General features: G+C 32.0%; 23 protein-coding genes. 19 read left to right on the plus strand and 4 right to left on the minus strand.

What is annotated here, in order from left to right; all coding sequences use genetic code 11:
- Positions 1-2 precede the first annotated feature (2 nt).
- Genes Q0870_RS07390 through sppA form a run of 3 tightly spaced genes read left to right on the plus strand, consistent with a single transcriptional unit; the run spans position 3 to position 3,816 of the window.
- Entirely contained in the window at positions 3-944 is a 942-nt protein-coding gene (locus Q0870_RS07390) for a type II CAAX endopeptidase family protein (protein ID WP_298553903.1), read from the plus strand.
- Positions 941-2,014 carry an AMP-binding protein gene (locus Q0870_RS07395; RefSeq protein ID WP_298553905.1) on the plus strand — a complete coding sequence of 358 codons (1,074 nt, stop codon included), beginning with the start codon at positions 941-943 and terminating at the stop codon, positions 2,012-2,014. The genes Q0870_RS07390 and Q0870_RS07395 overlap by 4 nt, the downstream gene beginning before the upstream one ends.
- A gap of 41 nt (positions 2,015-2,055) precedes the next feature.
- Positions 2,056-3,816: a signal peptide peptidase SppA gene (sppA, locus tag Q0870_RS07400; protein ID WP_298553907.1), complete on the plus strand. Its 1,761-nt coding sequence runs from the start codon at positions 2,056-2,058 to the stop codon at positions 3,814-3,816.
- A gap of 142 nt (positions 3,817-3,958) precedes the next feature.
- On the opposite strand, the gene Q0870_RS07405 is transcribed toward sppA, so the two are convergent.
- Positions 3,959-5,602: a carboxyl transferase domain-containing protein gene (locus Q0870_RS07405; RefSeq protein ID WP_298553910.1), complete on the minus strand. Its 1,644-nt coding sequence runs from the start codon at positions 5,600-5,602 to the stop codon at positions 3,959-3,961.
- 147 nt (positions 5,603-5,749) lie between these two features.
- Here Q0870_RS07405 and Q0870_RS07410 point away from each other — a divergent pair, with 147 nt between their 5' ends.
- From Q0870_RS07410 to ettA, 6 genes are all read left to right on the plus strand, one after another.
- Complete coding sequence (locus Q0870_RS07410) at positions 5,750-6,106, plus strand: DoxX family protein (RefSeq protein ID WP_298553913.1); 357 nt, start codon at positions 5,750-5,752, stop codon at positions 6,104-6,106.
- Between the two features lie 46 nt (positions 6,107-6,152).
- Positions 6,153-6,683 (plus strand): NAD(P)H-dependent oxidoreductase, encoded by a 531-nt coding sequence (locus tag Q0870_RS07415; RefSeq protein WP_298553916.1) that lies wholly within the window; start codon positions 6,153-6,155, stop codon positions 6,681-6,683.
- Between the two features lie 14 nt (positions 6,684-6,697).
- Positions 6,698-7,135, plus strand: coding sequence for a MarR family transcriptional regulator (locus Q0870_RS07420; protein ID WP_298553919.1), 438 nt, complete (start codon positions 6,698-6,700; stop codon positions 7,133-7,135).
- Positions 7,136-7,185: 50 nt separating this feature from the next.
- Complete coding sequence (locus tag Q0870_RS07425; protein WP_298553922.1) at positions 7,186-8,055, plus strand: pirin family protein; 870 nt, start codon at positions 7,186-7,188, stop codon at positions 8,053-8,055.
- A 233-nt stretch (positions 8,056-8,288) separates the two neighbouring features.
- A complete protein-coding gene (locus tag Q0870_RS07430; protein WP_298553925.1) occupies positions 8,289-8,471 on the plus strand; it encodes a CAL67264 family membrane protein in 183 nt (60 codons plus the stop codon).
- Positions 8,472-8,508: 37 nt separating this feature from the next.
- Positions 8,509-10,200: an energy-dependent translational throttle protein EttA gene (gene ettA, locus Q0870_RS07435; protein WP_298553930.1), complete on the plus strand. Its 1,692-nt coding sequence runs from the start codon at positions 8,509-8,511 to the stop codon at positions 10,198-10,200.
- A gap of 82 nt (positions 10,201-10,282) precedes the next feature.
- On the opposite strand, the gene Q0870_RS07440 is transcribed toward ettA, so the two are convergent.
- Entirely contained in the window at positions 10,283-10,528 is a 246-nt protein-coding gene (locus tag Q0870_RS07440) for a hypothetical protein (RefSeq protein WP_298553933.1), read from the minus strand.
- Positions 10,529-10,748: 220 nt separating this feature from the next.
- Between Q0870_RS07440 and Q0870_RS07445 the strand changes: the two genes are divergently transcribed.
- The 9 genes from Q0870_RS07445 (at position 10,749) to Q0870_RS07485 (ending at position 20,529) form a co-directional block, all read left to right on the plus strand.
- Positions 10,749-12,092, plus strand: coding sequence for a microtubule-binding protein (locus Q0870_RS07445; protein ID WP_298553936.1), 1,344 nt, complete (start codon positions 10,749-10,751; stop codon positions 12,090-12,092).
- 227 nt (positions 12,093-12,319) lie between these two features.
- Positions 12,320-13,387: a hypothetical protein gene (locus Q0870_RS07450; RefSeq protein ID WP_298553940.1), complete on the plus strand. Its 1,068-nt coding sequence runs from the start codon at positions 12,320-12,322 to the stop codon at positions 13,385-13,387.
- The gene (locus tag Q0870_RS07455; protein WP_298553943.1) at positions 13,377-13,907 is read left to right on the plus strand and encodes a hypothetical protein; all 531 of its coding nucleotides are present in this window, start codon (positions 13,377-13,379) and stop codon (positions 13,905-13,907) included. Before Q0870_RS07450 ends, Q0870_RS07455 begins: the two co-directional genes overlap by 11 nt.
- Positions 13,908-13,952: 45 nt before the next feature.
- Positions 13,953-15,914 (plus strand): AAA family ATPase, encoded by a 1,962-nt coding sequence (locus tag Q0870_RS07460; protein ID WP_298345766.1) that lies wholly within the window; start codon positions 13,953-13,955, stop codon positions 15,912-15,914.
- The gene (locus Q0870_RS07465; RefSeq protein ID WP_298553946.1) at positions 15,904-16,488 is read left to right on the plus strand and encodes an NUDIX domain-containing protein; all 585 of its coding nucleotides are present in this window, start codon (positions 15,904-15,906) and stop codon (positions 16,486-16,488) included. Before Q0870_RS07460 ends, Q0870_RS07465 begins: the two co-directional genes overlap by 11 nt.
- Entirely contained in the window at positions 16,489-17,724 is a 1,236-nt protein-coding gene (locus tag Q0870_RS07470; protein WP_298553949.1) for a DUF6638 family protein, read from the plus strand. It begins immediately after the preceding gene.
- An 84-nt stretch (positions 17,725-17,808) separates the two neighbouring features.
- The gene (locus Q0870_RS07475) at positions 17,809-18,165 is read left to right on the plus strand and encodes a four helix bundle protein (protein WP_298553952.1); all 357 of its coding nucleotides are present in this window, start codon (positions 17,809-17,811) and stop codon (positions 18,163-18,165) included.
- Between the two features lie 65 nt (positions 18,166-18,230).
- A complete protein-coding gene (locus tag Q0870_RS07480) occupies positions 18,231-18,746 on the plus strand; it encodes a hypothetical protein (protein WP_298553955.1) in 516 nt (171 codons plus the stop codon).
- Positions 18,747-18,834: 88 nt separating this feature from the next.
- Positions 18,835-20,529: a hypothetical protein gene (locus Q0870_RS07485; protein WP_298553958.1), complete on the plus strand. Its 1,695-nt coding sequence runs from the start codon at positions 18,835-18,837 to the stop codon at positions 20,527-20,529.
- Positions 20,530-21,041: 512 nt separating this feature from the next.
- Here Q0870_RS07485 and Q0870_RS07490 read toward each other — a convergent pair.
- Together Q0870_RS07490 and Q0870_RS07495 are read right to left on the minus strand one after the other, a co-directional pair.
- Positions 21,042-21,995 (minus strand): bifunctional helix-turn-helix transcriptional regulator/GNAT family N-acetyltransferase, encoded by a 954-nt coding sequence (locus Q0870_RS07490; protein WP_298553961.1) that lies wholly within the window; start codon positions 21,993-21,995, stop codon positions 21,042-21,044.
- Positions 21,996-22,058: 63 nt separating this feature from the next.
- Positions 22,059-23,072 (minus strand): formimidoylglutamase, encoded by a 1,014-nt coding sequence (locus Q0870_RS07495; protein WP_298553964.1) that lies wholly within the window; start codon positions 23,070-23,072, stop codon positions 22,059-22,061.
- Positions 23,073-23,193: 121 nt separating this feature from the next.
- Between Q0870_RS07495 and Q0870_RS07500 the strand changes: the two genes are divergently transcribed.
- Entirely contained in the window at positions 23,194-24,072 is an 879-nt protein-coding gene (locus Q0870_RS07500) for a chromosome partitioning protein ParA (protein ID WP_298553967.1), read from the plus strand.
- The last annotated feature ends 143 nt before the right edge of the window (positions 24,073-24,215 follow it).

Consider the following 24,215-nt stretch of genomic DNA (forward strand, 5'->3'; position numbering starts at 1 on the left):
TTATGAATTTTATACAACAAGCTTATAAAGGGGATTATCAATTTTGGAAGTATCTTTTAATTCCTCTTGGGTTTTTAGGTTTAATGGTATTAAATTTTGTGGCAATAAAAGCCTTTAATCTTGATGTAGATAAGATTATTCAAAGTGAAATAGATTCAAAAGGGGAGAATAGGTTTTTAGTAGAAATGCTTTTACCATTTGCTGTGGGTTTAGCCCTCCTTTTTTTATGGGTTAAGTTTATTCATAAACAATCTTTACTTTCGCTAACTACTGCCCGAAAAAAAGTAGATTGGAAGCGTTTTTGGTTTATTTTCTTTTTATGGGGAATAGTCTCTAGTAGTTTTGTATTACTTGATTATTATATGAGTCCAGAAGAGTATCAATTCAATTTCAATTTGCAACCTTTTTTAATATTAGTAATAATAGCGATACTTTTAATACCGTTGCAAACAAGTTTTGAGGAGTATTTGTTTAGAGGTTATTTAATGCAGGGAATTGGTGTTATTGCTAAAAACAAATGGGTTCCTCTATTAATCACATCTTTAATTTTTGGTTTGATGCATATTGCAAATCCAGAAGTAGGTAAATTAGGGCCAGTTATTATGGTGTATTATATAGGAACTGGATTGTTTTTAGGAATTATAACATTAATGGATGACGGTTTAGAATTGGCTCTGGGCTTTCATGCAGCCAATAATTTATTTACAGCTCTATTAGTTACAGCAGACTGGACAGCATTTCAAACTCATTCTGTCTTAAAAGATTTATCAGACCCTTCTGAAATGGCTTTAGCAGAAATATTTGTTCCTGTATTTGTAGTTTTTCCAATATTACTTTTTATACTTGCTAAAAAATATAATTGGTCTAATTGGAAAGATAAACTCTTAGGCGCAGTTATTGAACCACCAAAAGAAGACTATAAAATTTTAGATAAAATATTATGACACCAAATTATAAAAACGTACACTTAAAATTTAGATTAGATAATTTAAATTACAAGTATGGTGACCTTATGGAAGTAGCTTACAGCTATGTTAAGGAGGGGTTACCTTTTCAACAAGAACTGGGTAATTTCTTGTTAGACTGGTTAGATGCAAAAGATTATGTAACTGTAAAGACATCGGGTTCTACAGGAAAACCAAAAAAGATAAAGATAAAAAAACAAGCAATGGTTGAATCAGCTATTGTAACAGGAGATTTCTTTAATCTCAAACCAGGAGATAAAGTTTTACATTGTTTGCCATCTAATTTTATAGCAGGTAAAATGATGATTGTGCGTGCTATTGTTTTGGGATTGGAATTGGATATGGTTGAGCCTGCTGCTATCCCGCTTATTGATTATGAGAAGGATTATAGCTTTTCTGCATTTACGCCCATGCAACTTAAATATTTTGCCAAATATTTAAAAAGTATTAAAACTGTTATTGTTGGTGGAGGTCGAGTTGCTAATTCTATAATAGAGTCTATTAAAGATAAAAAACCAGTTGTTTATGAAACCTATGGAATGACAGAAACATTATCTCATATTGCTGTAAAAAAATTAAATAATTTTGTTGATTCTGAATTTGAACCTTATTTTAATACATTAACAGGCATTTCCGTATCTACTGATTCTAGAGGCTGTTTAGTAGTAGATGCACCAAGACTTTCAAGTGATAAAATTGTAACGAACGATATTGTTAAAGTATATTCTAATACATGTTTTGAGTGGCTTGGGCGTTATGATAATGTAATAAACTCTGGAGGAATTAAATTATATCCAGAACAAATTGAAAGTAAGCTTCAGGAGAAAATTGCTGGAGAGTTTTTTGTAGCTTCAAGACTTGATGATGTTTTAGGAGATAAACTTATTCTTATTGTTCAAGGTAAAGAAAAAGACTTTGATAATTCGATTCTTGAAGGTTTAGATAAATATGAGGTGCCAAAAGAAATTCACTTCTTAGAAAAATTTAAGCTAACAGCTTCAGGTAAAATACATAGAAACAAAACTTTAGAATATTTAAACATTAAATAGCTTTAGCGTTTGAATTTTAAAATTAATACAAAAATAAAATCATGAGTTTTATTAAACGTGTATTATCAACAGTAACTGGCATTTTTGTATTTCTAGTTATATGTTTTTTTGGGTTAATTCTTTTAGGAGTTTTATTTGGTTCTGGAGATGATGATGTGGTTAAAGTGAAAACAAATTCGGTTTTAGAATTAACTTTAGACTTTCCAATTAAAGACTATGCAGGTAAAACAGAGTTTGCAGAATACCCTTTTCTAAATGAAGATGAAAAAAATGGTCTTTTTAATATCATCGATGCTATTAATTATGCGGCGGTAGATAACAAAATAAAAGGAATATCACTGGATAACAACTTTATAAACGCCGGAATTTCTCAAACTAAAGCGTTAAGAGAGGCGTTATTGAAATTTAAAAAATCAGGAAAATTCGTTGTTTCGTATGGGGATATTTATACTCAAAAAGATTATTATTTAAGTTCGGTAGCAGACACGGTATATATAAATCCTGTGGGAATTATGGAATTTAAAGGTTTGTCATCAGAGCGATTGTACTTCAAAGATTTTCAAGAAAAGTCTGGTTTTAAAATGGAAGTAGTAAGGCTAGGAAAATATAAAAGTGCTGTAGAACCTTTTCTAGAAAGCGAAATGAGTGATAATAACAGAGAGCAAATTTCGACGTATTTAAATTCACTTTGGAATGAAATGAAACAAGATATTTCTAAAAGTAGAAATATTCCTGTTGAAAGATTGAATATAATAGCTGATAGTTTATTAGCTAGAAATCCAAATCTTGCTGTAATTTCTAATTTAATTGATAAAGTTGTTTATCATGATGAATATGTTAATGGAATCAAGTATGCTGTAGGTATTGATATGAAAAATGATTTGAATACAATTTCAATTTTGGATTATGCTCAATATGCTGCAAAAAAAATAAACAATTATAGAAAAGATAGAATTGCAGTTATTTATGCAGAAGGAGATATTATTTATGGTGAAGGCGATGAAGATAATGTAGGGCAAGGTATCATGAGTAAATCGTTGGAGAAAGCTAGAAAAGATGATAAGATTAAGGCCATAGTGTTGCGTATTAATTCACCTGGCGGAAGTGCCTTAGCAAGTGAGTTGATTTGGCGTGAAATTGGATTGACTAAAAAAGTAAAACCTGTTATTGTGTCTATGGGAGATTTAGCTGCTTCAGGTGGTTATTATATAGCTTGTAATGCTGATAAGATTATTGCTGAACCTACAACAATTACGGGTAGTATAGGTGTATTTGGAATGTTGCCAAATGGAAAAGAGTTAGCAGATAAAATGGGTATTAATGCTGAGCAAGTAGTAACAAATCAAAATGCAATTACTTATAGTTTTTTTGAGCCTTTAAATGATACTCAGCGTGGCTTTATAAAAGAAGGTATTTTAGATGTTTATGAATTGTTTACAAGTCGAGTAGCTCAAGGCAGAAATTTAACTCGAGAACAAGTAGAAGCTATTGCTCAGGGCCGTGTATGGACAGGTGTTGATGCGTTAAATAATGGTTTAGTTGATGAGTTAGGAGGTTTAGACTTAGCTTTACAATATGCAGCCGAAGCAGCAGAAATTGAAGATTATTCTCTGCGAGAATTTCCTGTTTTTGAAAAAGACCTTGATAAAATGCTTCAAGATTTTGGTTTAATTAAAGCCAAAGAAACTATATTGAAAGAGGAGCTGGGTGAAGAAAATTACAAGATTTTAAAAGAGATAAAATCTATGTCTGAGAAAAAAGGTGTGCAGTTGTTGTTTCCTTTTAGTACTCAGATTAAATAAGAATTTTATATAAAAAAATTAAAGCGAACTAAGGTTCGCTTTAATTTGTCTTTACTTATTGTAAGAGTGGTTGATTCATTTTTGGTTTAACTTTGTAGTTTCACCCTAATGATTAAAGCACTAAATACTTTTCAAAGTATAATTAAACTTGTAAAACACCTAAATTAAAAGGTTTTTCTATGGGCGCATGATTAGCAGCTTCAATACCCATACTAATCCAGGTTCTAGTGTCTAACGGGTTTATAATAGCATCCGTCCATATTCTAGCAGCGGCATAATACGGAGATGCTTGGTTGTCGTACCTGTCTTTAATTTTTTTATAAAGTTCGTTTTCTTTTTCTTTTGTAAATGTTTCACCTTGTTTTTCAAGAGAAGCCTTTTCAATTTGAAGTAAAACTTTAGCTGCAGAGTTACCGCTCATTACAGCCAATTCTGCACTTGGCCATGCAAAAATCAATCGTGGGTCGTAAGCTTTACCACACATGGCATAATTACCAGCACCGTAACTATTCCCGATAATAACAGTGAATTTTGGTACTACCGAATTACTAACAGCATTTACCATTTTAGCACCATCTTTTATAATACCAGAATGTTCACTTTTACTACCCACCATAAACCCTGTAACATCTTGTAAAAAAACTAAAGGGATTTTCTTTTGGTTACAATTGGCAATAAAACGAGTAGCTTTATCAGCAGAATCATTATAAATCACACCACCAAACTGCATTTCAGTAGGTTTGGTTTTAGAACCTGTAGTTTTTACCAATTTACGTTGGTTGGCAATTATACCAACTGCCCAGCCATCAATACGGGCATAGCAAGTAATTATAGTTTGACCATAACCCGCTTTATATTCTTCATATTCAGAGTTATCAACTAAGCGTTTAATAATCTCATACATATCGTATTGGTCTGCACGACTTTTTGGTAAAATGCCAAAAACATCCTCTGGGTTATTAGTAGGTTTTTTAGCGTCAATTCTATTAAAACCAGCTTTGTCGTAATCTCCAATTTTATCAACAATAGTTTTAATTTTATCTAGCGCATCCTTGTCGTCTTTCGCTTTATAGTCCGTAACACCAGAAATCTCACAGTGTGTTGTTGCACCACCTAAAGTTTCATTATCAATACTTTCTCCAATGGCAGCTTTTACCAAATAACTTCCTGCTAGAAAGATACTTCCTGTTTTATCAACTATTAAAGCCTCATCACTCATAATAGGGAGGTAGGCGCCACCAGCAACACAACTTCCCATAACTGCTGCAATTTGGGTAATCCCCATACTGCTCATAATGGCATTGTTTCTAAAAATACGTCCAAAATGTTCTTTGTCTGGAAAAATTTCATCTTGCATTGGTAAATACACACCCGCAGAATCCACTAAATATATAATAGGTAACTTGTTTTCTATAGCTATTTCTTGTGCGCGAAGGTTTTTTTTCCCTGTTATAGGAAACCATGCACCCGCTTTAACGGTAGCATCATTAGCCACAACAATACATTGCTTGCCTTTTACATAACCAATTTTTATAACTACGCCACCAGAAGGGCATCCACCATGTTCTTTGTACATGTCTTCTCCAGCAAAAGCACCAATTTCAATAGATTTAGCGTTATTATCCAATAAATAATCAATTCGCTCTCTAGCAGTCATTTTACCTTTGCTTTTGTGCTTTTCAATACGAGATTTACCACCACCTAGGCATACTTTGGCAAGGCGTTTTTGTAATTCAGATACTAAGAGTTTATTGTGATCTTCGTTTTTATTGAAGTTGATATCCATACATTGATTATTTGTCACGAATTTACAAAACCAATTCCTGTATAAAAAGTGAATATTTTGTTAAATAATATTACATGGAATTATATTCCTTGGAATATAAATTTATTTTGCATAGTTTTGTCATCTAATTAAAAATAATAATCAAAAATGAAAACAAATAAAATAATCTATTATGTAGCAACAGTAGTATTAACAGCTGTAATGCTATTTTCGGTAAATATGTACTTTTTTCAGCACGAAATGATTAAAGGTGCATTTGAGAGTTTTGGATATCCAACATATATAATATATCCATATGCTATAATAAAACTATTAGGTTTAGTAGCTTTGTGGTTACCTGGGTATAAAATATTAAAAGAATGGGCGTATGCAGGTTTCTTTTATGCTTTTGTGTTAGCATTTTTTGCACATTATATGATTGGAGATGGGCAGCAAGGAACAGCAGTTTTAGCTTTAATAGCTTTAGCAGTATCTTATGTATTTTATAAAAAAATAAATAAATAACATTATTAGATTTTCTCTTTTAAGGAAATGATTAAAAAATAATTCAATGAAAAATATAATAGCATTTTCAGGTAGTAATAGTAAAACCTCAATAAATAAAGAATTAGCAATTTATGCATCTAGCTTAGTAGAAGATGTAGCGGTAAACATATTAGATTTAAACGATTTTGAATTGCCTATTTACGGTATCGATTTAGAAAACGAAAAAGGTATTCCAGATAATGCCAAAACGTTTTTAGCGCACATTAAATCGTCTGATGGTATTATACTATCGCTTGCAGAGCATAATGGCGCTTATGCCACAGTATTTAAAAATATTTTTGATTGGATGTCTAGAATAGATGGCAAACTTTGGAGCGAAAAACCAATGCTTTTAATGGCAACCTCATCAGGAGCTAGAGGAGGAGCCACAGTTTTAGACATAGCAAAAGGACGTTTTCCTTTTATGGGTGGAAATATAGTTGCAGAGTTTAGTTTTCCATCATTTTTTGATAATTTTTCAGAAGAAAAAATAACTAATGAGGATTTGAATACTGATTTAAAAAGTAAAGTAAAAACCTTTACAGAAGCACTATAATTCTAGAACAAGTTATGGGGGATATTTCAAAAGATATAAAATCGAAGTTTGTAAATAACAAAGTAAAAGCAATGTTAAACATTATTTACACCGCTAATTGGATAAATAGTGTTCATAACGAATTTTTTAAACCTTTTGGTGTGTCTCCGCAACAGTTTAATATTTTAAGAATTCTTCGTGGTGCTGGAGTACCGCTTAAGGTTCAAGAAATTAAAGCACGTATGCTAGAACGAGCACCTAATGCCACAAGGCTTATGGATAAACTTTGTGATAAACATTTAATACAACGCTTGCCATGTCCTGGAGACAGACGCGTTGTGCATATTGAAATTACAGAAATTGGATTAGCTTTATTAAAAGAAATAGAGGCAGATTTAAAAGATGATTTATTAGATAATTTATCAGAAGAAGAAGCTGCTACTTTAAGTAACTTATTAGATAAGATTAGATAAAAAAATTTAAATTAATATATTCCATGGAACATATTAAAAACGTAAATATTATGAAACTAAATACAATAAAAAGAGTAGGACGAAGTGATTTTGTAAATATGGGTCCAATTCAACTAAGGCAACCCATACCCACACGAACTATTGATAATATCGATCCATTTATACTATTGCATCATTATGGGCCTTATGAGATTTCAGAACAAAATAATCCGTTTGATTTAGGGCCACATCCGCATCGCGGGTTCGAACCAATTACCTTTTTAATTCAAGGCGAACAATTGCATAGAGACTCGCTAGGGAACGAAAGTGTAGTGAAAGCTGGTGATGTACAATGGACAACAGCGGGTAGAGGCATTATTCATGCTGAAGCCCCAACTAAAAGCTTTGTGCAAAAAGGCGGGACTTTGGAAGGGATTCAATTATGGTTGAATTTACCAGCGGAAAAGAAAATGATGGAAGCGAATTATCAGCATATTGCTAACGATGATTTTAATGTTGTTTCATCAGAAGATGACAAAGTTAAAATTCAAATTATTGCAGGAGAATTGGATAGTATTAATGGGAGAATTCAAACCCAGACCGCTGTAAATGCTTTTATGATTGACATAACAAAGGAATCAAAATATGATATTAAAGTTCCTAGTTTGCACCAATCTACTATTTATTTATTGAAAGGTGATGTTTTAATAAATGATTCAGAATCTTTGAAAATAAATGAGAATCAATTAATTGAATTTAATCAAGATGGTGATGGGTTTTCTATTATAGGAAATGAGGACAGTAAGTTGTTGTTTCTTTCAGGAGAACCTATTAACGAACCTGTTACTACTTATGGGCCTTATGTGATGAATACGCAAACGGAAATAATGGAAGCAATGCGAGATTATCAAATGGGTAAAATGGGTTTTTTACCCGTTTAGTAAACCATAGGAGTAAATACATAACAGTGGAGCGTTAGGGATTGCAGTGGAAAGCCCACAACGAGGTACGATTGAGGACTTGGAGCGTAAAGCTCTCCCGATAGCTATCGGGATTGTGGTAACGCCCAAATAGTTTTAAGTTAATTAACAGTAAAAAGCACCCGAAAATGGGTGCTTTTTTGTTTAAAACTACGATATTTGCTTTTCAACTAACCAAAATAAAAGAAAAGATTATGGCAATGAATAAAAATACAGTATTAGCGTGGGCTACATGGATTATGATTTTTGTGGGGCTAGGACTAATAGCTCTTGGTGCTTTTAGATATGATGATGTTGCTGGCTGGGGTTTTGCAGCTGTAGGTATTGGATTTTTTGCTATTGCATGGGTTTTCAATGCTTTAAAAGGCAGAGTTTAATTAAGTTGATAACTTAACGAATTACAACTAACAACAAATGAGCGACGATAAAAAGGTAATATTTTCAATGTCTGGGTTAACCAAGACATTTCAAGGAGCTAATACACCAGTTTTAAAAAACATATATTTAAGTTTCTTTTATGGTGCTAAAATTGGAATTTTAGGTCTTAATGGTTCTGGTAAATCTACTTTACTTAAAATTATTGCTGGTGTAGATAAGAATTTTCAAGGCGATGTAACGTTTTTACAAGATTATTCGGTTGGATATTTAGAGCAAGAACCACAGCTTGATGATAATAAAACGGTTATGGAGGTTGTTCGAGAAGGAGCTGCCGAAACTGTAGCTATTCTTGATGAGTACAACAAAATTAATGACCAATTTGGTTTGGAAGAAGTGTATTCTGATGCTGATAAGATGGAGAAGCTTATGGCTAGACAAGCTGAATTGCAAGATCAGATTGATGCTGCAAATGCTTGGGAGCTTGATACCAAATTAGAAATTGCTATGGATGCGTTACGTACTCCAGATGGCGATAAGAAAATAGGTGTGCTTTCTGGTGGTGAAAAACGTCGTGTAGCTTTGTGTCGTTTGCTTTTAAAAGAGCCAGATGTTTTATTATTGGATGAGCCAACCAACCATTTAGATGCAGAATCGGTACATTGGTTAGAGCACCATTTAGCGCAATATAAAGGAACTGTAATAGCTGTAACGCACGATAGATACTTTTTAGATAACGTAGCGGGTTGGATTTTAGAGTTGGATAGAGGAGAAGGTATTCCATGGAAAGGAAACTACTCGTCTTGGTTAGACCAAAAATCAAAACGAATGGCACAAGAAGGTAAGGCAGCTTCTAAACGTCAGAAAACATTAGAACGTGAGTTAGAGTGGGTGCGTCAAGGAGCTAAAGGACGACAAACTAAGCAAAAGGCACGTTTAAAGAATTATGATAAGTTAATGAGTCAAGACCAAAAACAGCTTGATGAAAAACTTGAAATATACATTCCTAACGGACCGCGTTTAGGAACTAATGTGATAGAGGCTAAAGGAGTTGCTAAAGGATATGATGATAAATTATTATATGATGATTTAAACTTTAACCTGCCACAAGCGGGTATTGTTGGTATTATTGGCCCAAATGGTGCTGGTAAAACTACTATTTTTAGAATGATAATGGGAGAAGAAACTCCAGACAAAGGCGAGTTTGTTGTTGGTGACACTGCAAAATTAGCTTATGTAGATCAAAAACATTCTAATATAGACCCAGAGAAAACCATTTGGCAAAACTTTAGTGATGAGCAAGAATTGGTCATGATGGGTGGAAAAGAAGTAAATTCTAGAGCATATTTAAGTCGATTTAATTTTTCAGGAGGAGAACAAAATAAAAAGGTGAAACTACTTTCTGGTGGTGAGCGTAACCGTTTGCATTTAGCCATGACCCTTAAAGAAGAAGGTAATGTATTGCTTTTAGATGAGCCTACTAACGATCTTGATGTTAATACATTACGAGCATTAGAAGAAGGTTTGGAAAACTTTGCAGGATGTGCGGTGGTAATTAGTCACGATCGTTGGTTTTTAGATAGAATTTGTACACATATTTTAGCTTTTGAAGGCGACTCGCAAGTGTATTTCTTTGAAGGAAGTTTTTCTGATTATGAAGAAAATAAGAAGAAACGTTTAGGTGGCGATTTGATGCCTAAACGAATTAAGTATAAAAAATTAGTAAGATAATTTTTCTAAGACGCTCACTGAAAAGTGGGCGTTTTTTAATTATAAATAAGTTGTACTGTTTGCACTAAATTATACTAAGTAATTAATTTCCTCCATACATATGCCCATCGGTAAAATCTTTATAAGGCTTATCTTCATCATCTTCAGCAATCTTTTTATTCATGGCTTCTATGCGTTCATTTTCTTTTTTAAGCTTATAAGATTTTCTAATTCCTAGTAATAGTAAAAAACCAAAAAATATGGTAACAATAATAAGTATCGTTACTATATCTGATTGATTTATTAAAACAATGGTGTTAAAATTAGAAAGAGAGTAATTTAATAGCATGTTTGAGGTTTGGTATTAAACAAATATAATGTATTCTTTCAAAACGTCTGAATTTTTTTATTAACTGTAACAATTCTTTAATTTCAGATACATATAATTTGAGGATTAAGCAATAGAAATTAAATTTTGAAAGTAAATACTCATTTACGTTTTAAAATTGAGATTTTTTAACGAAATTGCTTATCCATAAAATTGTTCAACTTTAAAACACAAAATATACATGTCTGATGATTTTGATTTATTAGAAACTAATTCCAATGAAAAAACAGAGAAAGTAGATGTTAATTGGGGTAAAGCCATTGACACTATGAAATCTAAATTATCTCAAGAGGATGATCCAGAATCGCGTCAAAAAATATTGAATGCCACTTTGGATGATGTGGTACACATGGCTGAGAAAGATAGAACAACCCTTTTAGACGCTATTAAAGATTTAACCGATTATCAAGATGAGGTTGGTATCATGTTCGAAAAATTTTCGGCATTAAATCCTACCGAGCAAAAGGTAATAGACGATGCACAAAAAGCATTAGAGCGTGCAAAAATTGAATTAGAAGATGCACAGGCTAAACCAGATACTTGGTGGAATAACCTTTGGGGACGTAAAAGTAAAATTAAAAAAGCTGAAGATGCTTTAAAAACAGCTGAAAAAGTTAGAACAGGAGCCGATAACAAGGCGAAAGCCATGTTTCAAGAGCGTATAGAAAGTGCCGATGTACAAACACTTTTAAGCGAATTATCATATAAATCTCAAGCAGCGGTTACCCGTTTAAAAAACCGTGAGGTTGAGATTAAAGAAGTAGAAGAAAAGCTAAAAGATGCTATTGTAGAAGCTTCAAAAAATCACACCAAAGCATTAGCAAAAAAGAAAGAAGTTGAGGCTAAACTTGAAGAAAACTATGCGTTATTAAAACAAGCGCGTCAAGCATTAGAAGATATTGCCGATAAACAATCTACAGAATATTCTGAAGCTATTGGTAAAATGACGGCTTTAGAGCAAAAAGTAGAAGAGCTTGAAGGCCTTAAAAACGCATACACGACATTGGCGGCAAGTAAAGATAGCTTCGTGCACAAGCACAATTTAACTATTAAAGTATTAACGTCTTTACGTAGCAATCTTCAAACACACCGTGCTAAGTTAAAGTCTGATACAGAAGAGCGTCTTAAATATTATGATGGTTATGTAGTAGCATTAAAAGCCAGAACAGACCAAGAATTCGCTGCTATTTTAGAGCACTTAGGCGTAAAAACCGATGAGCATATAGGCGAAACATTAGCTTCCATGCATACCGCAAGTGCTAAAGCGCGTCAAGATATGATGGATAATATTCCAGTACACGAGAAAGTAATGCAAGGCGTTTATAGTAGTTATGCTGAGGCTTTACAAGAAATTCGTGCTAAGGATGGCGAAATCCAAAAGAATTTTGCTGAGCGTTATGGTATCGATATGAAAGAGATTTTTGAAGACTATTACAATGCTGATGCCAACCAACCTTCAGGAGATGATGGTGAGCCAGAAGGAAAACCAAAACCAGAAGCTAACGACGACGATTTACTGTCTTAAAGAATATGTTATTCCCGCTTTACGACTACGCTCAAGATAAACTATGGCGGGAATCTTTTTCAAATAAAACTTTAAGTTTAATCTAGGTTCTATCTGCGTTAGGGATTGAACGGCATGTTTGAGCTCCCCGACCTTAGGCGGGAGCGAGTAGTGAAAGCCCGACCCTTGTGGTAACGCCCGAATAAACTTTTTAAGTATTCATAAAAATTCGTGTTAAAAGAAAATTAATGTCAATAAACCACATCGTAACACCTTTAGATTCAGCTATACTCGATTCCAAAGCGCAATACGTTTTTTATCATAAAATGGTAGATTTTGCTTTTAAAGAATTGATTGTAGCCGTTCAAAGAGAAAAAATATGTAATGACATTGAGGTGCAATTGTTTAAGCAATATTGCGATTTGTTATTGTATTCCGTTGAAGCCATGCGTGTTAAGTACATGTATGATGATGAGGATAATATGAAGGTGGATTTGACAGATTCTGGATTTCCAAATTATTTAGAATTCCGTTACCTGTTTAACGATTTAGAATTGCGTGATGAATATCTAGAAAGATTAACGCCTATAGCAACACTTAAAGAGGAGTTTTTAGATACGCTTTTACGTAAAAAAGAACCTGTAAAAAAAAGCAAACTGTTTCAAGCTTCTTCGATTGTATATTATACATCTGTAAATAAACAATATATTTTTAATCGTTTTGTACAAGGTAAAATTCTTAGTGCTCCAGAACATGCGGAAGCAGATTTAGTTACAAGTTGGAGTTTTTACGATGTGTCTCATAACCGTCCATTTATTTGCTTCATGTATTTTAATTATGATGGCAACAAAATACTTGATTATAGAGAAGAGATTTATAATGTTTTAAAAACGGTTGCAGACAGAGATATGTCTTTGGATACTTTGGCATACACTATAGACAGGAAACTTCCTAAAATATCTCCAAAACTTTTAAAACGTATAGATTTAGGTCCATTGCATAATGTTTTCGCCAAAGATGAGCACCTAGTAACACACACTATTTTAGAGAGTATTAGTAAAAAGCAAATCCCTATAGAGTCTTATGCGCTTTCTCTTAGCTTAGATGAAGTACAATCGAAAAGTGAATTTAAAGATGGGGGCTTTTTTAATAAGCAAGTTTTACAAAAATGGGATGATGTTTTTAAACAAAAATACGTTTTAGCGCCGCATCGTATTATTCAATTATTATATAACAAAACACCTGAAATGATGAATGAGCTGGCAAAATCACCTATTGAAATTGCAGGTTTGAAAATAGAAAAAAATGAAATTTAAAATTAAGATTCTTTTTGTATTAGTTCTAGTTGTTTCTTGTAAAAGTGATGATGATGCAACTTCTACAACAAGTAATAACGAGTCAACACGTATTGATTTAGTTACGGGAATGTATGCTAGAGCTTCAGAATTTGGTCCTTCAATTGTATTAGGAAACCCAAATATATTGGATGATAAAATTTTTGTTTACCCAAATCCAGCTATAGGAAGTGTTGTTGTAAGAAGTAATGCAGAAGCTTTTTCTGATGTATGGCTGGTAAAAGCTAACCCTCTAAAAAAGTTTCAAGACGAAGATTTTTCAAAAATTTTTAATACTAGTTTATATAGTTTTTCTGAAATTTCATCACAAGCAGAACTAAGTTTTTTAGATATCGCAGGTACAAATTTATCTATTAATTTAGAAAATTTAAGTTCTGGTTATTACAAAGTTTTTGCAAGAATTAATGATGAAATATTTTGGACAAATATATATGTTGGTAATGATAAGGATATAGATACATTGATAAACTTCTGGAACTAAAATAATTGAATTCTGCACACAAAATAAGTCTGAAAAACAAGTAATATGGAACACAACTCAACTTTTCCTATAAAATTAACTGAACTTGATATGCTTCGCGATGAAGCTTCCTCATACCTTAAAAGTATACAATGGGAGCAAGGATCTCGTGCAAAAAACAGAGATAAAGATGCCAAAGATGAATCGATATTACTGTACTTGTCAAGAGCAAATAATGGCAGTTCTGTTAGTGTAACTTCGGTTTCAAAAACCATTTTAGGTTTAAAAAAGAGGTTATTGCCAGATTCTGTAGCGCTTCCTATTTATTTGAATCAAACTTTATACGCGGTTCAGGAGGGTATTACACTAGGTATATGGATAAAAGATAGTTATTACGATGCGTCAGGATTATCTAGTTTAAATGAAAATAAATCGGCTTTAGATAGTAACGGAAAACGAGAATTTGAAAGCAAAATGCTAACCGCCACGGCGTTTATGTTATTTGCTCAAGCCTATAAAATATTACACGATTTAAAACCGCATGCGTCAGACGATTTAAGTGTGATGAAACAGAAATTTGCTGGTATTCCTGAAGTGTCTTTAATGTCGCCTATAAAAGGTATTTCCTGTAGTTTATTTTATTATGACAAGTATTTAGATCATCCAGAAATCATAAAGTCTGATAAAGATGTTATCGATTTCACGGTAGTGTATTTCGAGGCTTTAATTGATGAAATTCAGTTACGAAAAAGTAGTTTAGAATACACTGAAACTATTGAAGATAGAACGTATAAGTTAGAAAAATCGGAGTTTGCAGTTTCGGGTTGGAATAATGTATTTCAAGGTACCGCAAAAAGTGTAGAATTTAATAAAATACAGTTTGAACAAATTGTGGGTAACCGAGATGCAAAGCATTTTGCACGACGTTTAACAGAGCGTATGTTAAGCTACGATTTTACGGCTAAGAAAAACCCGTTTCAAGAGTTAGGTGGTTTTATGCCTGTGTTTATGGGCTATGGCATTCCGGGAACAGGAAAAAGTATGTTAATTGCAGCCATTGCTACACGGTTAAAGGAGCATTGTGATACGTTGGATATTCCGTTTTTATTCCACCCAATGCCAGATACCTTGATTTCCACTTTCCAAGGTGGTTCAGCTGAAAAAATGGTAGCGTGGATGAAACCTATGCAAGACCCTTCAAAATTAATTTTCGCACCTATTGATGATGCCGAAAATAATTTACAAGAACGAACTGCTCAAGGTGTTTCGGCTGGCGTGAAAGAAGTTATTGGTGTGTTTTTAAGATATACTGAAGGCGCTTACGCGGTTAACTATGGTAATAGTTCTATAGGTTTATTTACAAACTTGCCAGAAATGCTAGATAAAGCAGTTATTTCTCGTGTACAAGGGCGTTTTAAAATTGATGGAGCAAGAACAGAACATGATTTCCTAGATCAAGATCATTTATGGTGGCGAAAATTAGATGACACCATGCCAGATTTTGTAAATATGCAAGGACCAGAAAATTATAGTTATCTGCAAGATCAAGGGTTAGCAAAAAATATGGGAGATATTTTGAGTAATGTTGATAAACCTACTGAAGCTCGTGTTCATAAGGTTTATGATAGTGTAGAAAAACATTTTAAAACCAATCAACATTTATTTTATGCAAACTTGTATAAAGAAATGCAAGCAGTATTTCCGTTCTTTTCATCTCGTGATGTGCGTAATATTCAATCAGCTATTTCATTGCGATTAACCGATTTTGATTTGGAAGAAGATTGGTTCGAAAATCCAGAAATCTATTTTAAACAAGATTATGATACTAAGTTTAATATGCTTCAAGAATTGATGCGAGGCAATATGAAAGGCTTAGATTTTTCTGAGATTAGAAGACAAGAAGTCGTGCGTTATTTAGATAATGTAGCAACTATTGCTGATACTGATTTTAAACGAAAAGTAGATGCTAGAGTAAATCAGTTGCATATTGAAACTGAAGCAAGAAAAACGTTTGGTAATGAAAAATAAGCAGATTAAAAATATAAATAAGAAGCTGCTTTCAGACAACTATTATATTCTCAATAGAGTCAATTTTGATTATTTGATGCCTAATGGAAAATGGGTAAACCAAATGCGTGAGGTTTATGATAGAGGAGATGGTGCAGGAATTCTTCTTTATAATAAGGAAAAACAAACTGTAATTTTAACAAAGCAATTTAGAATGCCAACCTATTTGAATGATAATAAAGATGGTATGTTGGTTGAAGTTGCCGCAGGCATGTTGGATAAAGATAACCCTGAAGCTTGTATAATTAGAGAAACTGAAGAAGAAGTTGGATATCGTTTAAAATCAGTAAAAAAGATTTATGAAGCCTATTCTTCTCCTGGAGTGATGACTGAGAAAATGCATTTTTTTATTGGTGAATATACAGATGGTATGAAAGTGAATGAAGGTGGTGGTTTAGATAATGAAGGTGAAGATATTGAGGTATTGGAAATTCCTTTTAAAGAAGCTATTAAAATGTTGAATAATGGAGAAATTGTAGATACAAGAACCATTGTATTGTTGCAGTATGCTATAATTCATAAGTTATTAGATTAAATGGACAAATTAAAACAAGCCAAATTATATAGAAGTGAACTTATTCCCGTTAGCGGGAAACTTGTAGAGCGTTATAACAAATGCTTGGTTAAACTTGGTTTTACAGAAACTAAACTCAAGACTTTTCATATTGATGGTATGGGGTGGAGTCCTGAAATAGCTGAAGAAAAAGACGATAATAGTTATCTAAATAACGGAGAAGCAAATCCACATGGCATTATAATTTCGCCACTTCAAAAAGGGAAACCTGTGTATTTGCCGTTTCATACGTTTGATAGGGATATCATGAAATTTGTCTTTAAAATTCATGGTGAAAAAATTAAAGATATCACAAGAGATTGTGCAATTTGTTTGGATTTCAATCAAGGCGTTGATGCGTTTTATGAGCCGCTGGATGTTTTGAAATATGATAAGATAACCATCAACTTTCACTTGATTGATAGATTATGGTATATTCAAAAAGAGCAATTACAGCTTGTAGAAAGATTCAATACTGGTAATAATTTTATAGATGAAAATTTGCATCAAGAGCTTTTAGCTTCAGCAAAGGCTTATGGAGATTTACGTGAACGTGATTTGGACTTGCACCAATTACAATTTGCAACAGATTCATTTTATACAAGAGCTTTTGGAGGTGTTTATGTATTACGAGATTTTATAAAACCCATAATCGTTTTTGAAGATGAAACTTGGCATAAAGAAGCTATAAAAGATACAAACCATGATGTGTTGATATATCATATTGAGCAGCCTGAGCTTATGGATAAACTCAGAGACCATGTTATTATTGAGTATGATTTAGAAAAAGTAGTTGAAACCAAACGCTATCAGCGTATCAAGAAATTTGAAATGGCTCAGCATCTTAAAAAGTCTCAACATCCAATAAAAGATATTTTGAATGACCCAATTTTGTTTAAAAGTTATTTAAATAAACTAGATATTAAAGCTAGAAAAAAAGTTATGAGTGTTGAGCGCTATCTAGAAAAATTAGAAACGAGCAATCAATTTAAAATAGCTGATATTGTTGATGAAAAACTTTTTGAGGCCTTACATCAACCGCATTCTTCATTAGATGCTAAACATCAAGATCTAATCTGGAAGTTACTTGTTAATATTTCAGAAAAAGACGTTTTATATTGGTATTGGTATGATAAAGAAGCGTTTTATAACAGTTTTAAAACTTGGGATGATTCGTTTAAGGAATGGGCAATAGAAACGATTAGTAACAATATTTAAAGAGTTTGAAGTGGGAAGTTTGTAGTTTGAAGCATTAGAATGAATAAGTTAGAAGTCTTCTATCTTTAGAAAGAAAAATAGAATATGAAATTTAAGTTTGAAGATTTAATTATTTGGCAAAAAGGTATGGATTTAGGAGAAGATATGCACACACTATCTCGTTCGTTTCCTAAGGATGAACTTTATAATTTATCTTCTCAGTTAAAAAGAGCAGCAGATTCAATAGCTTTAAATATATCAGAAGGTTCCATTTTGCAAACAGGCTTGGAGTATAGAAAATTCTTGGGTTATTCAATCCGTTCTATTGCAGAAGTGGTTACTTGCTTGCATAAAGCTAAAAGAAGAAATTATTTAGAGCAAGAAGATTTTCTGAAATACTATAAAGATTGTTTTGATATTATGAATATGACAATAGCATTTAGAAACAAAATAAAACATTAAAAAAATAATTATGTAAATGAGTAAGCAACTTCAAGCTTCCAACTTCATACTTCAAACTTAAGACTATGACACTAGAACTCATTGTATTTATTGGCGCTATACTTTTTGGAATCTTTTTATATTGGAGAGAATCCAAAGGAAACGGACTTTATAGGTTTTTTAATAAAATTATAAATTCGAAAGAACTTCAAATGAAACCTGAAGACAAAACAGGTTTTGTATATCAGCAAACATTTTTATTACGATTGGTTTTTATTGGGTTTCTGTTTTTAATCGGAATAGTAGTAACACGTTTTTTAATTCCTATTGATATTGCGACTATATCCATTTTTGCTTCTATGATTGTTGGAACCATAGCTGGAACTTATTTAGCAAATTTTATTTTTAAATCTAGTGAAGTCATCGAAGAAAAAAGCGACTCCATTGAAGATATGGTTCAAGATACTATTGAAAAGGGAAAAGACTTTATAGAAGACTTAAAAACGAAAGATGCAGAAGAAGTTGTTGAAGAAATTAATGAAAAACCAAAAGTAGAGGAAAAGAGTGCAAGAGAGCGATTAAAGGACAAAGGCTTAATGTAGAAACTGTCATTCCTGCGAAGGCAGGAATCCATTTAAAAGAATAAGTTAAATTAAAAAGATTCCTGCCTACGCAGGAATGACAAAAATTATGATAAAAACATACTGGAATAAAGGAAAGAAGCAAAAAGCAATAATAATAATTACTGTTTTGATTCTGCTTATAGCATTATTCGTTTTGCGAGATGATTATCAACCAGCATTATTATTTGTTAGAAAATTTATTTTTGTCATTCTACTTAGTGGAATTGTGTTGTTTTTAGGTTTAAGGAAATTTAGAAAATCTGCAACCACTGGCGGTAGATTAAGCATGTTGGCTTTATTAGTAGTTTTCTTCGGATTACTCTACGTGGTTGGTTGGCACTTTAAAATGTATGATTACATGAAAACGTATAATGTATTCAACCACTTAAACCGAGTAGAAATAAATGAATTACCGCTAACACAAAACGAACGTATTCAGCCTTTAAGAAATGTGTTTTCTATGGCTAATGAAAGTGTAGGAGAGACTAAAGATGTTTCCCTTCCACATTTAGTGAGAATAGGTGATGAAAATAAATGGACCATGGCCATTCAACCAACAGAAAAGTATATGTGGCAAGGTATGACTGATAATACAGAAGAAGTTTTTGCTGTATCAAGCACAACGCCTTTTCCAAGGTTTTCAAGCGAAAATAGAATTCCTGTGACGTTTTCAATTGGTGAATCCTTAAAATTTAGTAGAAACACTTATAATGCTGTAGTACAGCGTTTCAATTTTTTCCAACTATTCACAATGGAACCAAGTGACACGTATTATATGAAAAACGATTCAGGACAATGGGTTCAAGTAGTGAGTTTAATAAAATGGAAAGGTTTTTTATTTCCATACCCAACCTTTGGAGGTGTTATGATTATTGATAATGGTGAACATGATTTTAATGATTATATAGAGCGTATCTTAATAGGAAAAGGAACTTATGTTAGTCCTGAGAATATGAAAAACCATGAGTATTTAACAAGACAAAATACTTTAGCTGAAAAAGTATCAAGATTACAAGCAGAGTCCTTAAAATTCTTAGGTGGGTTTAGTGACCCATTACCTTGGAACATGGAAACTGCTGTAAAAATCCCTGAAATGCCAAAAGACCAGAATCAACAACCTTATGTTACAGATTTTGATTTTTCAGGTACAGAAACAGGTGCTTTTAGTGGCTTATACCATTGGTTTGGTCTAGAGCCGGTAGGAGATGAGCGTACTAGTTTAAGCTTTAGTGTTTTTGTTCCTGCTGATGGTACTGATAAGTTATATTATTATAATCATGCTGCTAAAAAACAAGGTTATGCTGGTGTTTCGGCAATGCCTTTAAAAGTAAAAGAATCGAGAAAAGAATACGATTGGACAGCCAATACACCAGTTGAATTTAGACCATACATAAAGGATATTGCAGGCAAAAAGCGTATGTTTTTTATGGGAACCGTATCTTCAATAAGTGATACCGATTCAAAACAATTTGATGGTTCTGCAACACCCGATTTAGTGCTGGTTGATAGTGAATACCGAGATGTGGTTTGGATTGATGTAAAACACCCAAGTCAATGGGATAAAACTGTTTACGACCAACTCAATGAAGCATGGCGTTCTAGCGAAAAAATTGGTTATTATTTTGTTGAAGAAACTAAAACTATAGACATGGTTCAGGAATCTATTGATTCTTTAAAAGTGATTCCGCAAGTTGATGAAAAAGCTGAAGAAATTGTTAGATTGCAAAGGAAGATTGATTCTTTGAAGGCAGTAGGGAACTAACCATGAAATTTAAGTTTGTATATATTATTCATGGATTAATTTTATCACTTTTTATTTTATCTGCATTATACGGATATAATAAATTAATAGAACTCAATAAAATAATGTATTCACAAGATTTAAATTATTATAACCTTTTGGATATAACAATTACCCATAAAGTCTTTCGCCCATTAATTATTTTGATTCTACCAACTATTGGTGTTTTTATGAAAAACATTAAAGGTTGGGTATTAACATCTTCTTATTTTTATTATTTAATTTGGTCTTTATTCTTTGTTTTTTTTGAAGATGGTATAGGTGATTTTAATGACATATTGCTTTTTGTTTTAATCTTTTCGTTCATTATAGTATTAATTGTAATAATGAACCTTAAAAGAGTTAGCTTTGATTATTATAGGATTAAAAAAAATAAGTTAATGGGTTTAAACCTCATTTCTCTTGTCATAGGATTTTGCATCTTCTTACTAACTTTTATTTCCATAAACCATTTTTTTATGAATTAATTTTATTTATTTAAATACCAATTCCATCTTAATATCACAACGTTTGTAAGGACAATTTGGTTCTACGGGTATTTCAATAAAACCATATTTTCTGTAGATATAAATAGCGTTTTCAAGTTTTCTATTAGAATAAATAATGAGTTTAGGCATGTTTTCTTTTTTAGCAAAATCAATGCAAAATCGCATAAGTTTTTGCCCAATTTTTTCTCCACGATATTTTGGAGAAACTCCCATTTTAGTTAATTCAAATTCACCATTATCTCCAATAGGCATCAAAGCTACAGTACCAACAATTTGTTTATTTAATCGTGTAAAAAATATATGACCTCCTTTGTTGATAATATATTTTTCTGGATGACTTAAAACCTCTTCGTCATAAGGCTCGACATAGAAATAAGTTTTGAGCCACTCTACATTTAATTCATAGAAATATTTTGCATAATCAGCTTTAAATAAAACAATATCAACGTCTTGAATAGCTTCTGTTTTAGTATTATTAATTATAGTTTCACTGAAGCTTTTAGTGTTTAGTTTAGCTTCTAAAATATTTAGATGCTCAATTAAAGATGAAGACCTCTCTAAGGTATAATCCTTTATAACTTCATCAATACTTTTCCATATAGGCTTTAGCTTTTCTAAAGTTTCTTTTCCTTTGCTCGATAGAATAATAATTTTTTTTCTTTTGTCAAGTTTATCATTTTTGTAAACAATCAATCCTTTATCATTAAGCTTGTTAATGGATTGTGTTATAGCAGGTTGACTGAATTTAAGTGAGCTTTGTAATTCAGAGTTTGTTACTCCTTTTTTATTTGAAATTATTTTAAATATAGGGAATAGGTATGGGTCAAAATCTATATTGAAATGGTTGTATACCAATTGAGACTCTTTCATTAAATATTTACTTACTCTTTTTAATCGAGAACCTAAACCTAATTCACCATAACCTTGTAATGCATCCATAATATATGTATTTATATAAGTGCTTATGTAAAATTAATTATTTATCTAATGAATTCAAATTATTTATGACACTTTTATGAAATCTGTAATTAAATAGGACATAAGTTTTCCAATCTTAATAGCTGTTTTTTTAGTTGGAGCAGCTTCGCAAATGTGTAAATATGTTACATTTTTATGTTTTGCAAAATAGCTTAGAAATTGCCGTGTTTTGTTAACGCCAAAGCCACTTGGTGTCATTGCACTGCTAGGTATGTTTTCAATAGCATCACAATCTATTTCAATTCCGAAATTGCTACCAGAAATATAAGCAGATGCTCGTTCTAGTTCTTTTTTAAACTTCAGTTCTTTTCTGATTTCTAAAGCATCAAAGGTGTTGTGTTCGATAGATTTTGATTTACCAAGTAATTTGAAAACCTTATCAGAAGTATAATTTTCGTGTAACCCAAAAATAAAGTAATTTCCTAAAAACCCTTCAGCGAACGCGTAACTAAATCCATTTCCGCTGTGACGCCCTTCTTCATCTCTAAAATCGGAATGTGCATCTAAATTGACAACATTAATTGGTTTACCTAAGGCTAATGATGCGCCTTTAATATTTCCGTAGGCGTTATTATGTCCGCCACCAACTAGGATTGGCTTTTTACCAGTTAAAACTATTTGATGTACAATATGAGTTACATGTGCATCAATAGCTGCAACTATTTCTCTAGCTTTTAAAACATCTTTTTTTCTTGATGGGTTTAATTTTGAAATAGCTAATTGTTCATCTTCAAAATCTAAATGCCCCAATATTAAAACTTTGCTAGCCTTTGTAAATTCATTACTTTGAATGTTTAACAAAACTTTAAGTGTAGCATCCCAAGCCTTTGATGTTCCCGTTTTTCCATGATTAGCAAATACACCAACATCTTCTGGTAAACCTAAAATAACATGGGTAACATCCAAACTTTCAAGTTGTTCGTATATGTTAGAAATGCTGGTTAATATTTGAACATGTTGGCCAAATTTGGATTCACCAGAACGTTTGTTTAATATTTTATTATATTTATTTTTGTTAAATAAAACTAGTTTATCCATATTGATAAAATGAATTTTGAATATTAAAAATACATCATTATTTATTTATAGCATTAAAACAAAGAATTATAATTAAAAACAAAATTTAGATTAACCTTAACAAACATTAAAACAAGTAATTATGGAAGATAACAAAAGCAACACAGGACTTAAAGTAGGATTGGGTATAGCGCTAGTTTTATTTTTAGCAACAGGTTTTTATACAATGAATTTGTATAATAGTAGTAAAAAAGTACAGACTGAATTGACTGAAGAAAAGCAATTAGTAATGAATGATTTAAACGCTATGGCGAAGCAATATGATGATGCTATTGGTGAGAACGAAGTTGCTAATGCTGATTTAGTTGAAGCTAGAGGACGTATTCAAGGTTTAATTGATTCTTTAAAAATTTCTGAAACTAACGTGAAAAGCTTATGGAGGTATAAAAGAAAATATGCTTCACTTCAAAAAGAAATGGATGTGTTGATGGCTCAAAATGATTCGTTAAAAGTTGAAAACTCATATTTAGCAACCTCTTTAGATAGTACTCGTGTTCGTTTAGAAGAGCGTACTGTGTTCACAGATTCTTTATTAGTACAAAATAATGCTTTAGCAGAAGTTGTATCTAATGCCGCTATTTTAAACACTGTTGGTCTAAAAGGATTTGGAGTTATTGAAAGAACATCAGGTAAATTAATTCCAACTGAAAGAGCGAGCAGAGCAGATAAAATTAGAGTTTGTTTTACAGTTGCAAAAAATGCTTTAGTACAAGCTGGTGATGAAGAATTATATGTTCAAGTAATTGATCCAAAAAATAATACGTTAGGATTAAACGAACAAGTGACTTTTGATGAGAAAACATTAAACTACAGTATTATTAGTAAGTTTAATTATGAAAATGCAAGCCTTAATGTTTGTGAGTTTGTAACTTCTAAAAATGATTTTGAAAAAGGACGTTATATTGTAAACGTTTTTAATGTAAAAGATTTAGTGTCTAGCTCAGAGTTTACTTTAAAGTAATCTATTGTTACACTCATATTATAAAAAGCCTCAAACGTTAAGTTTGGGGTTTTTTATTTAACAATGTGTCCCGTCCTGAAATAGCGATACACTAAAACATTAGTGTAATGAAAACATCGGAAAACACTGGGTACGTAAAGCGT

This window comes from uncultured Algibacter sp., from assembly GCF_947487575.1.
Classification (GTDB): Bacteria; Bacteroidota; Bacteroidia; order Flavobacteriales; family Flavobacteriaceae; genus Algibacter_B.

Bases quoted from the DNA above. Each gene is read 5' to 3' on its own strand.
- Q0870_RS07390 (WP_298553903.1), top strand. From the start codon at position 3: ATGAATTTTATACAACAAGCTTATAAAGGGGATTATCAATTTTGGAAG.
- Q0870_RS07430 (WP_298553925.1), top strand. From the start codon at position 8,289: ATGGCAATGAATAAAAATACAGTATTAGCGTGGGCTACATGGATTATG.
- Q0870_RS07500 (WP_298553967.1), top strand. From the start codon at position 23,194: ATGGAAGATAACAAAAGCAACACAGGACTTAAAGTAGGATTGGGTATA.
- Q0870_RS07455 (WP_298553943.1), top strand. From the start codon at position 13,377: ATGAAATTTAAAATTAAGATTCTTTTTGTATTAGTTCTAGTTGTTTCT.
- Q0870_RS07475 (WP_298553952.1), top strand. From the start codon at position 17,809: ATGAAATTTAAGTTTGAAGATTTAATTATTTGGCAAAAAGGTATGGAT.
- Q0870_RS07415 (WP_298553916.1), top strand. From the start codon at position 6,153: ATGAAAAATATAATAGCATTTTCAGGTAGTAATAGTAAAACCTCAATA.
- Q0870_RS07420 (WP_298553919.1), top strand. From the start codon at position 6,698: ATGGGGGATATTTCAAAAGATATAAAATCGAAGTTTGTAAATAACAAA.
- Q0870_RS07460 (WP_298345766.1), top strand. From the start codon at position 13,953: ATGGAACACAACTCAACTTTTCCTATAAAATTAACTGAACTTGATATG.
- Q0870_RS07485 (WP_298553958.1), top strand. From the start codon at position 18,835: ATGATAAAAACATACTGGAATAAAGGAAAGAAGCAAAAAGCAATAATA.
- sppA (WP_298553907.1), top strand. From the start codon at position 2,056: ATGAGTTTTATTAAACGTGTATTATCAACAGTAACTGGCATTTTTGTA.
- Q0870_RS07495 (WP_298553964.1), bottom strand. From the start codon at position 23,072: ATGGATAAACTAGTTTTATTTAACAAAAATAAATATAATAAAATATTA.
- Q0870_RS07470 (WP_298553949.1), top strand. From the start codon at position 16,489: ATGGACAAATTAAAACAAGCCAAATTATATAGAAGTGAACTTATTCCC.
- Q0870_RS07395 (WP_298553905.1), top strand. From the start codon at position 941: ATGACACCAAATTATAAAAACGTACACTTAAAATTTAGATTAGATAAT.
- Q0870_RS07480 (WP_298553955.1), top strand. From the start codon at position 18,231: ATGACACTAGAACTCATTGTATTTATTGGCGCTATACTTTTTGGAATC.
- Q0870_RS07465 (WP_298553946.1), top strand. From the start codon at position 15,904: ATGAAAAATAAGCAGATTAAAAATATAAATAAGAAGCTGCTTTCAGAC.
- Q0870_RS07490 (WP_298553961.1), bottom strand. From the start codon at position 21,995: ATGGATGCATTACAAGGTTATGGTGAATTAGGTTTAGGTTCTCGATTA.
- Q0870_RS07450 (WP_298553940.1), top strand. From the start codon at position 12,320: ATGTCAATAAACCACATCGTAACACCTTTAGATTCAGCTATACTCGAT.
- ettA (WP_298553930.1), top strand. From the start codon at position 8,509: ATGAGCGACGATAAAAAGGTAATATTTTCAATGTCTGGGTTAACCAAG.
- Q0870_RS07445 (WP_298553936.1), top strand. From the start codon at position 10,749: ATGTCTGATGATTTTGATTTATTAGAAACTAATTCCAATGAAAAAACA.
- Q0870_RS07440 (WP_298553933.1), bottom strand. From the start codon at position 10,528: ATGCTATTAAATTACTCTCTTTCTAATTTTAACACCATTGTTTTAATA.
- Q0870_RS07405 (WP_298553910.1), bottom strand. From the start codon at position 5,602: ATGGATATCAACTTCAATAAAAACGAAGATCACAATAAACTCTTAGTA.
- Q0870_RS07425 (WP_298553922.1), top strand. From the start codon at position 7,186: ATGAAACTAAATACAATAAAAAGAGTAGGACGAAGTGATTTTGTAAAT.
- Q0870_RS07410 (WP_298553913.1), top strand. From the start codon at position 5,750: ATGAAAACAAATAAAATAATCTATTATGTAGCAACAGTAGTATTAACA.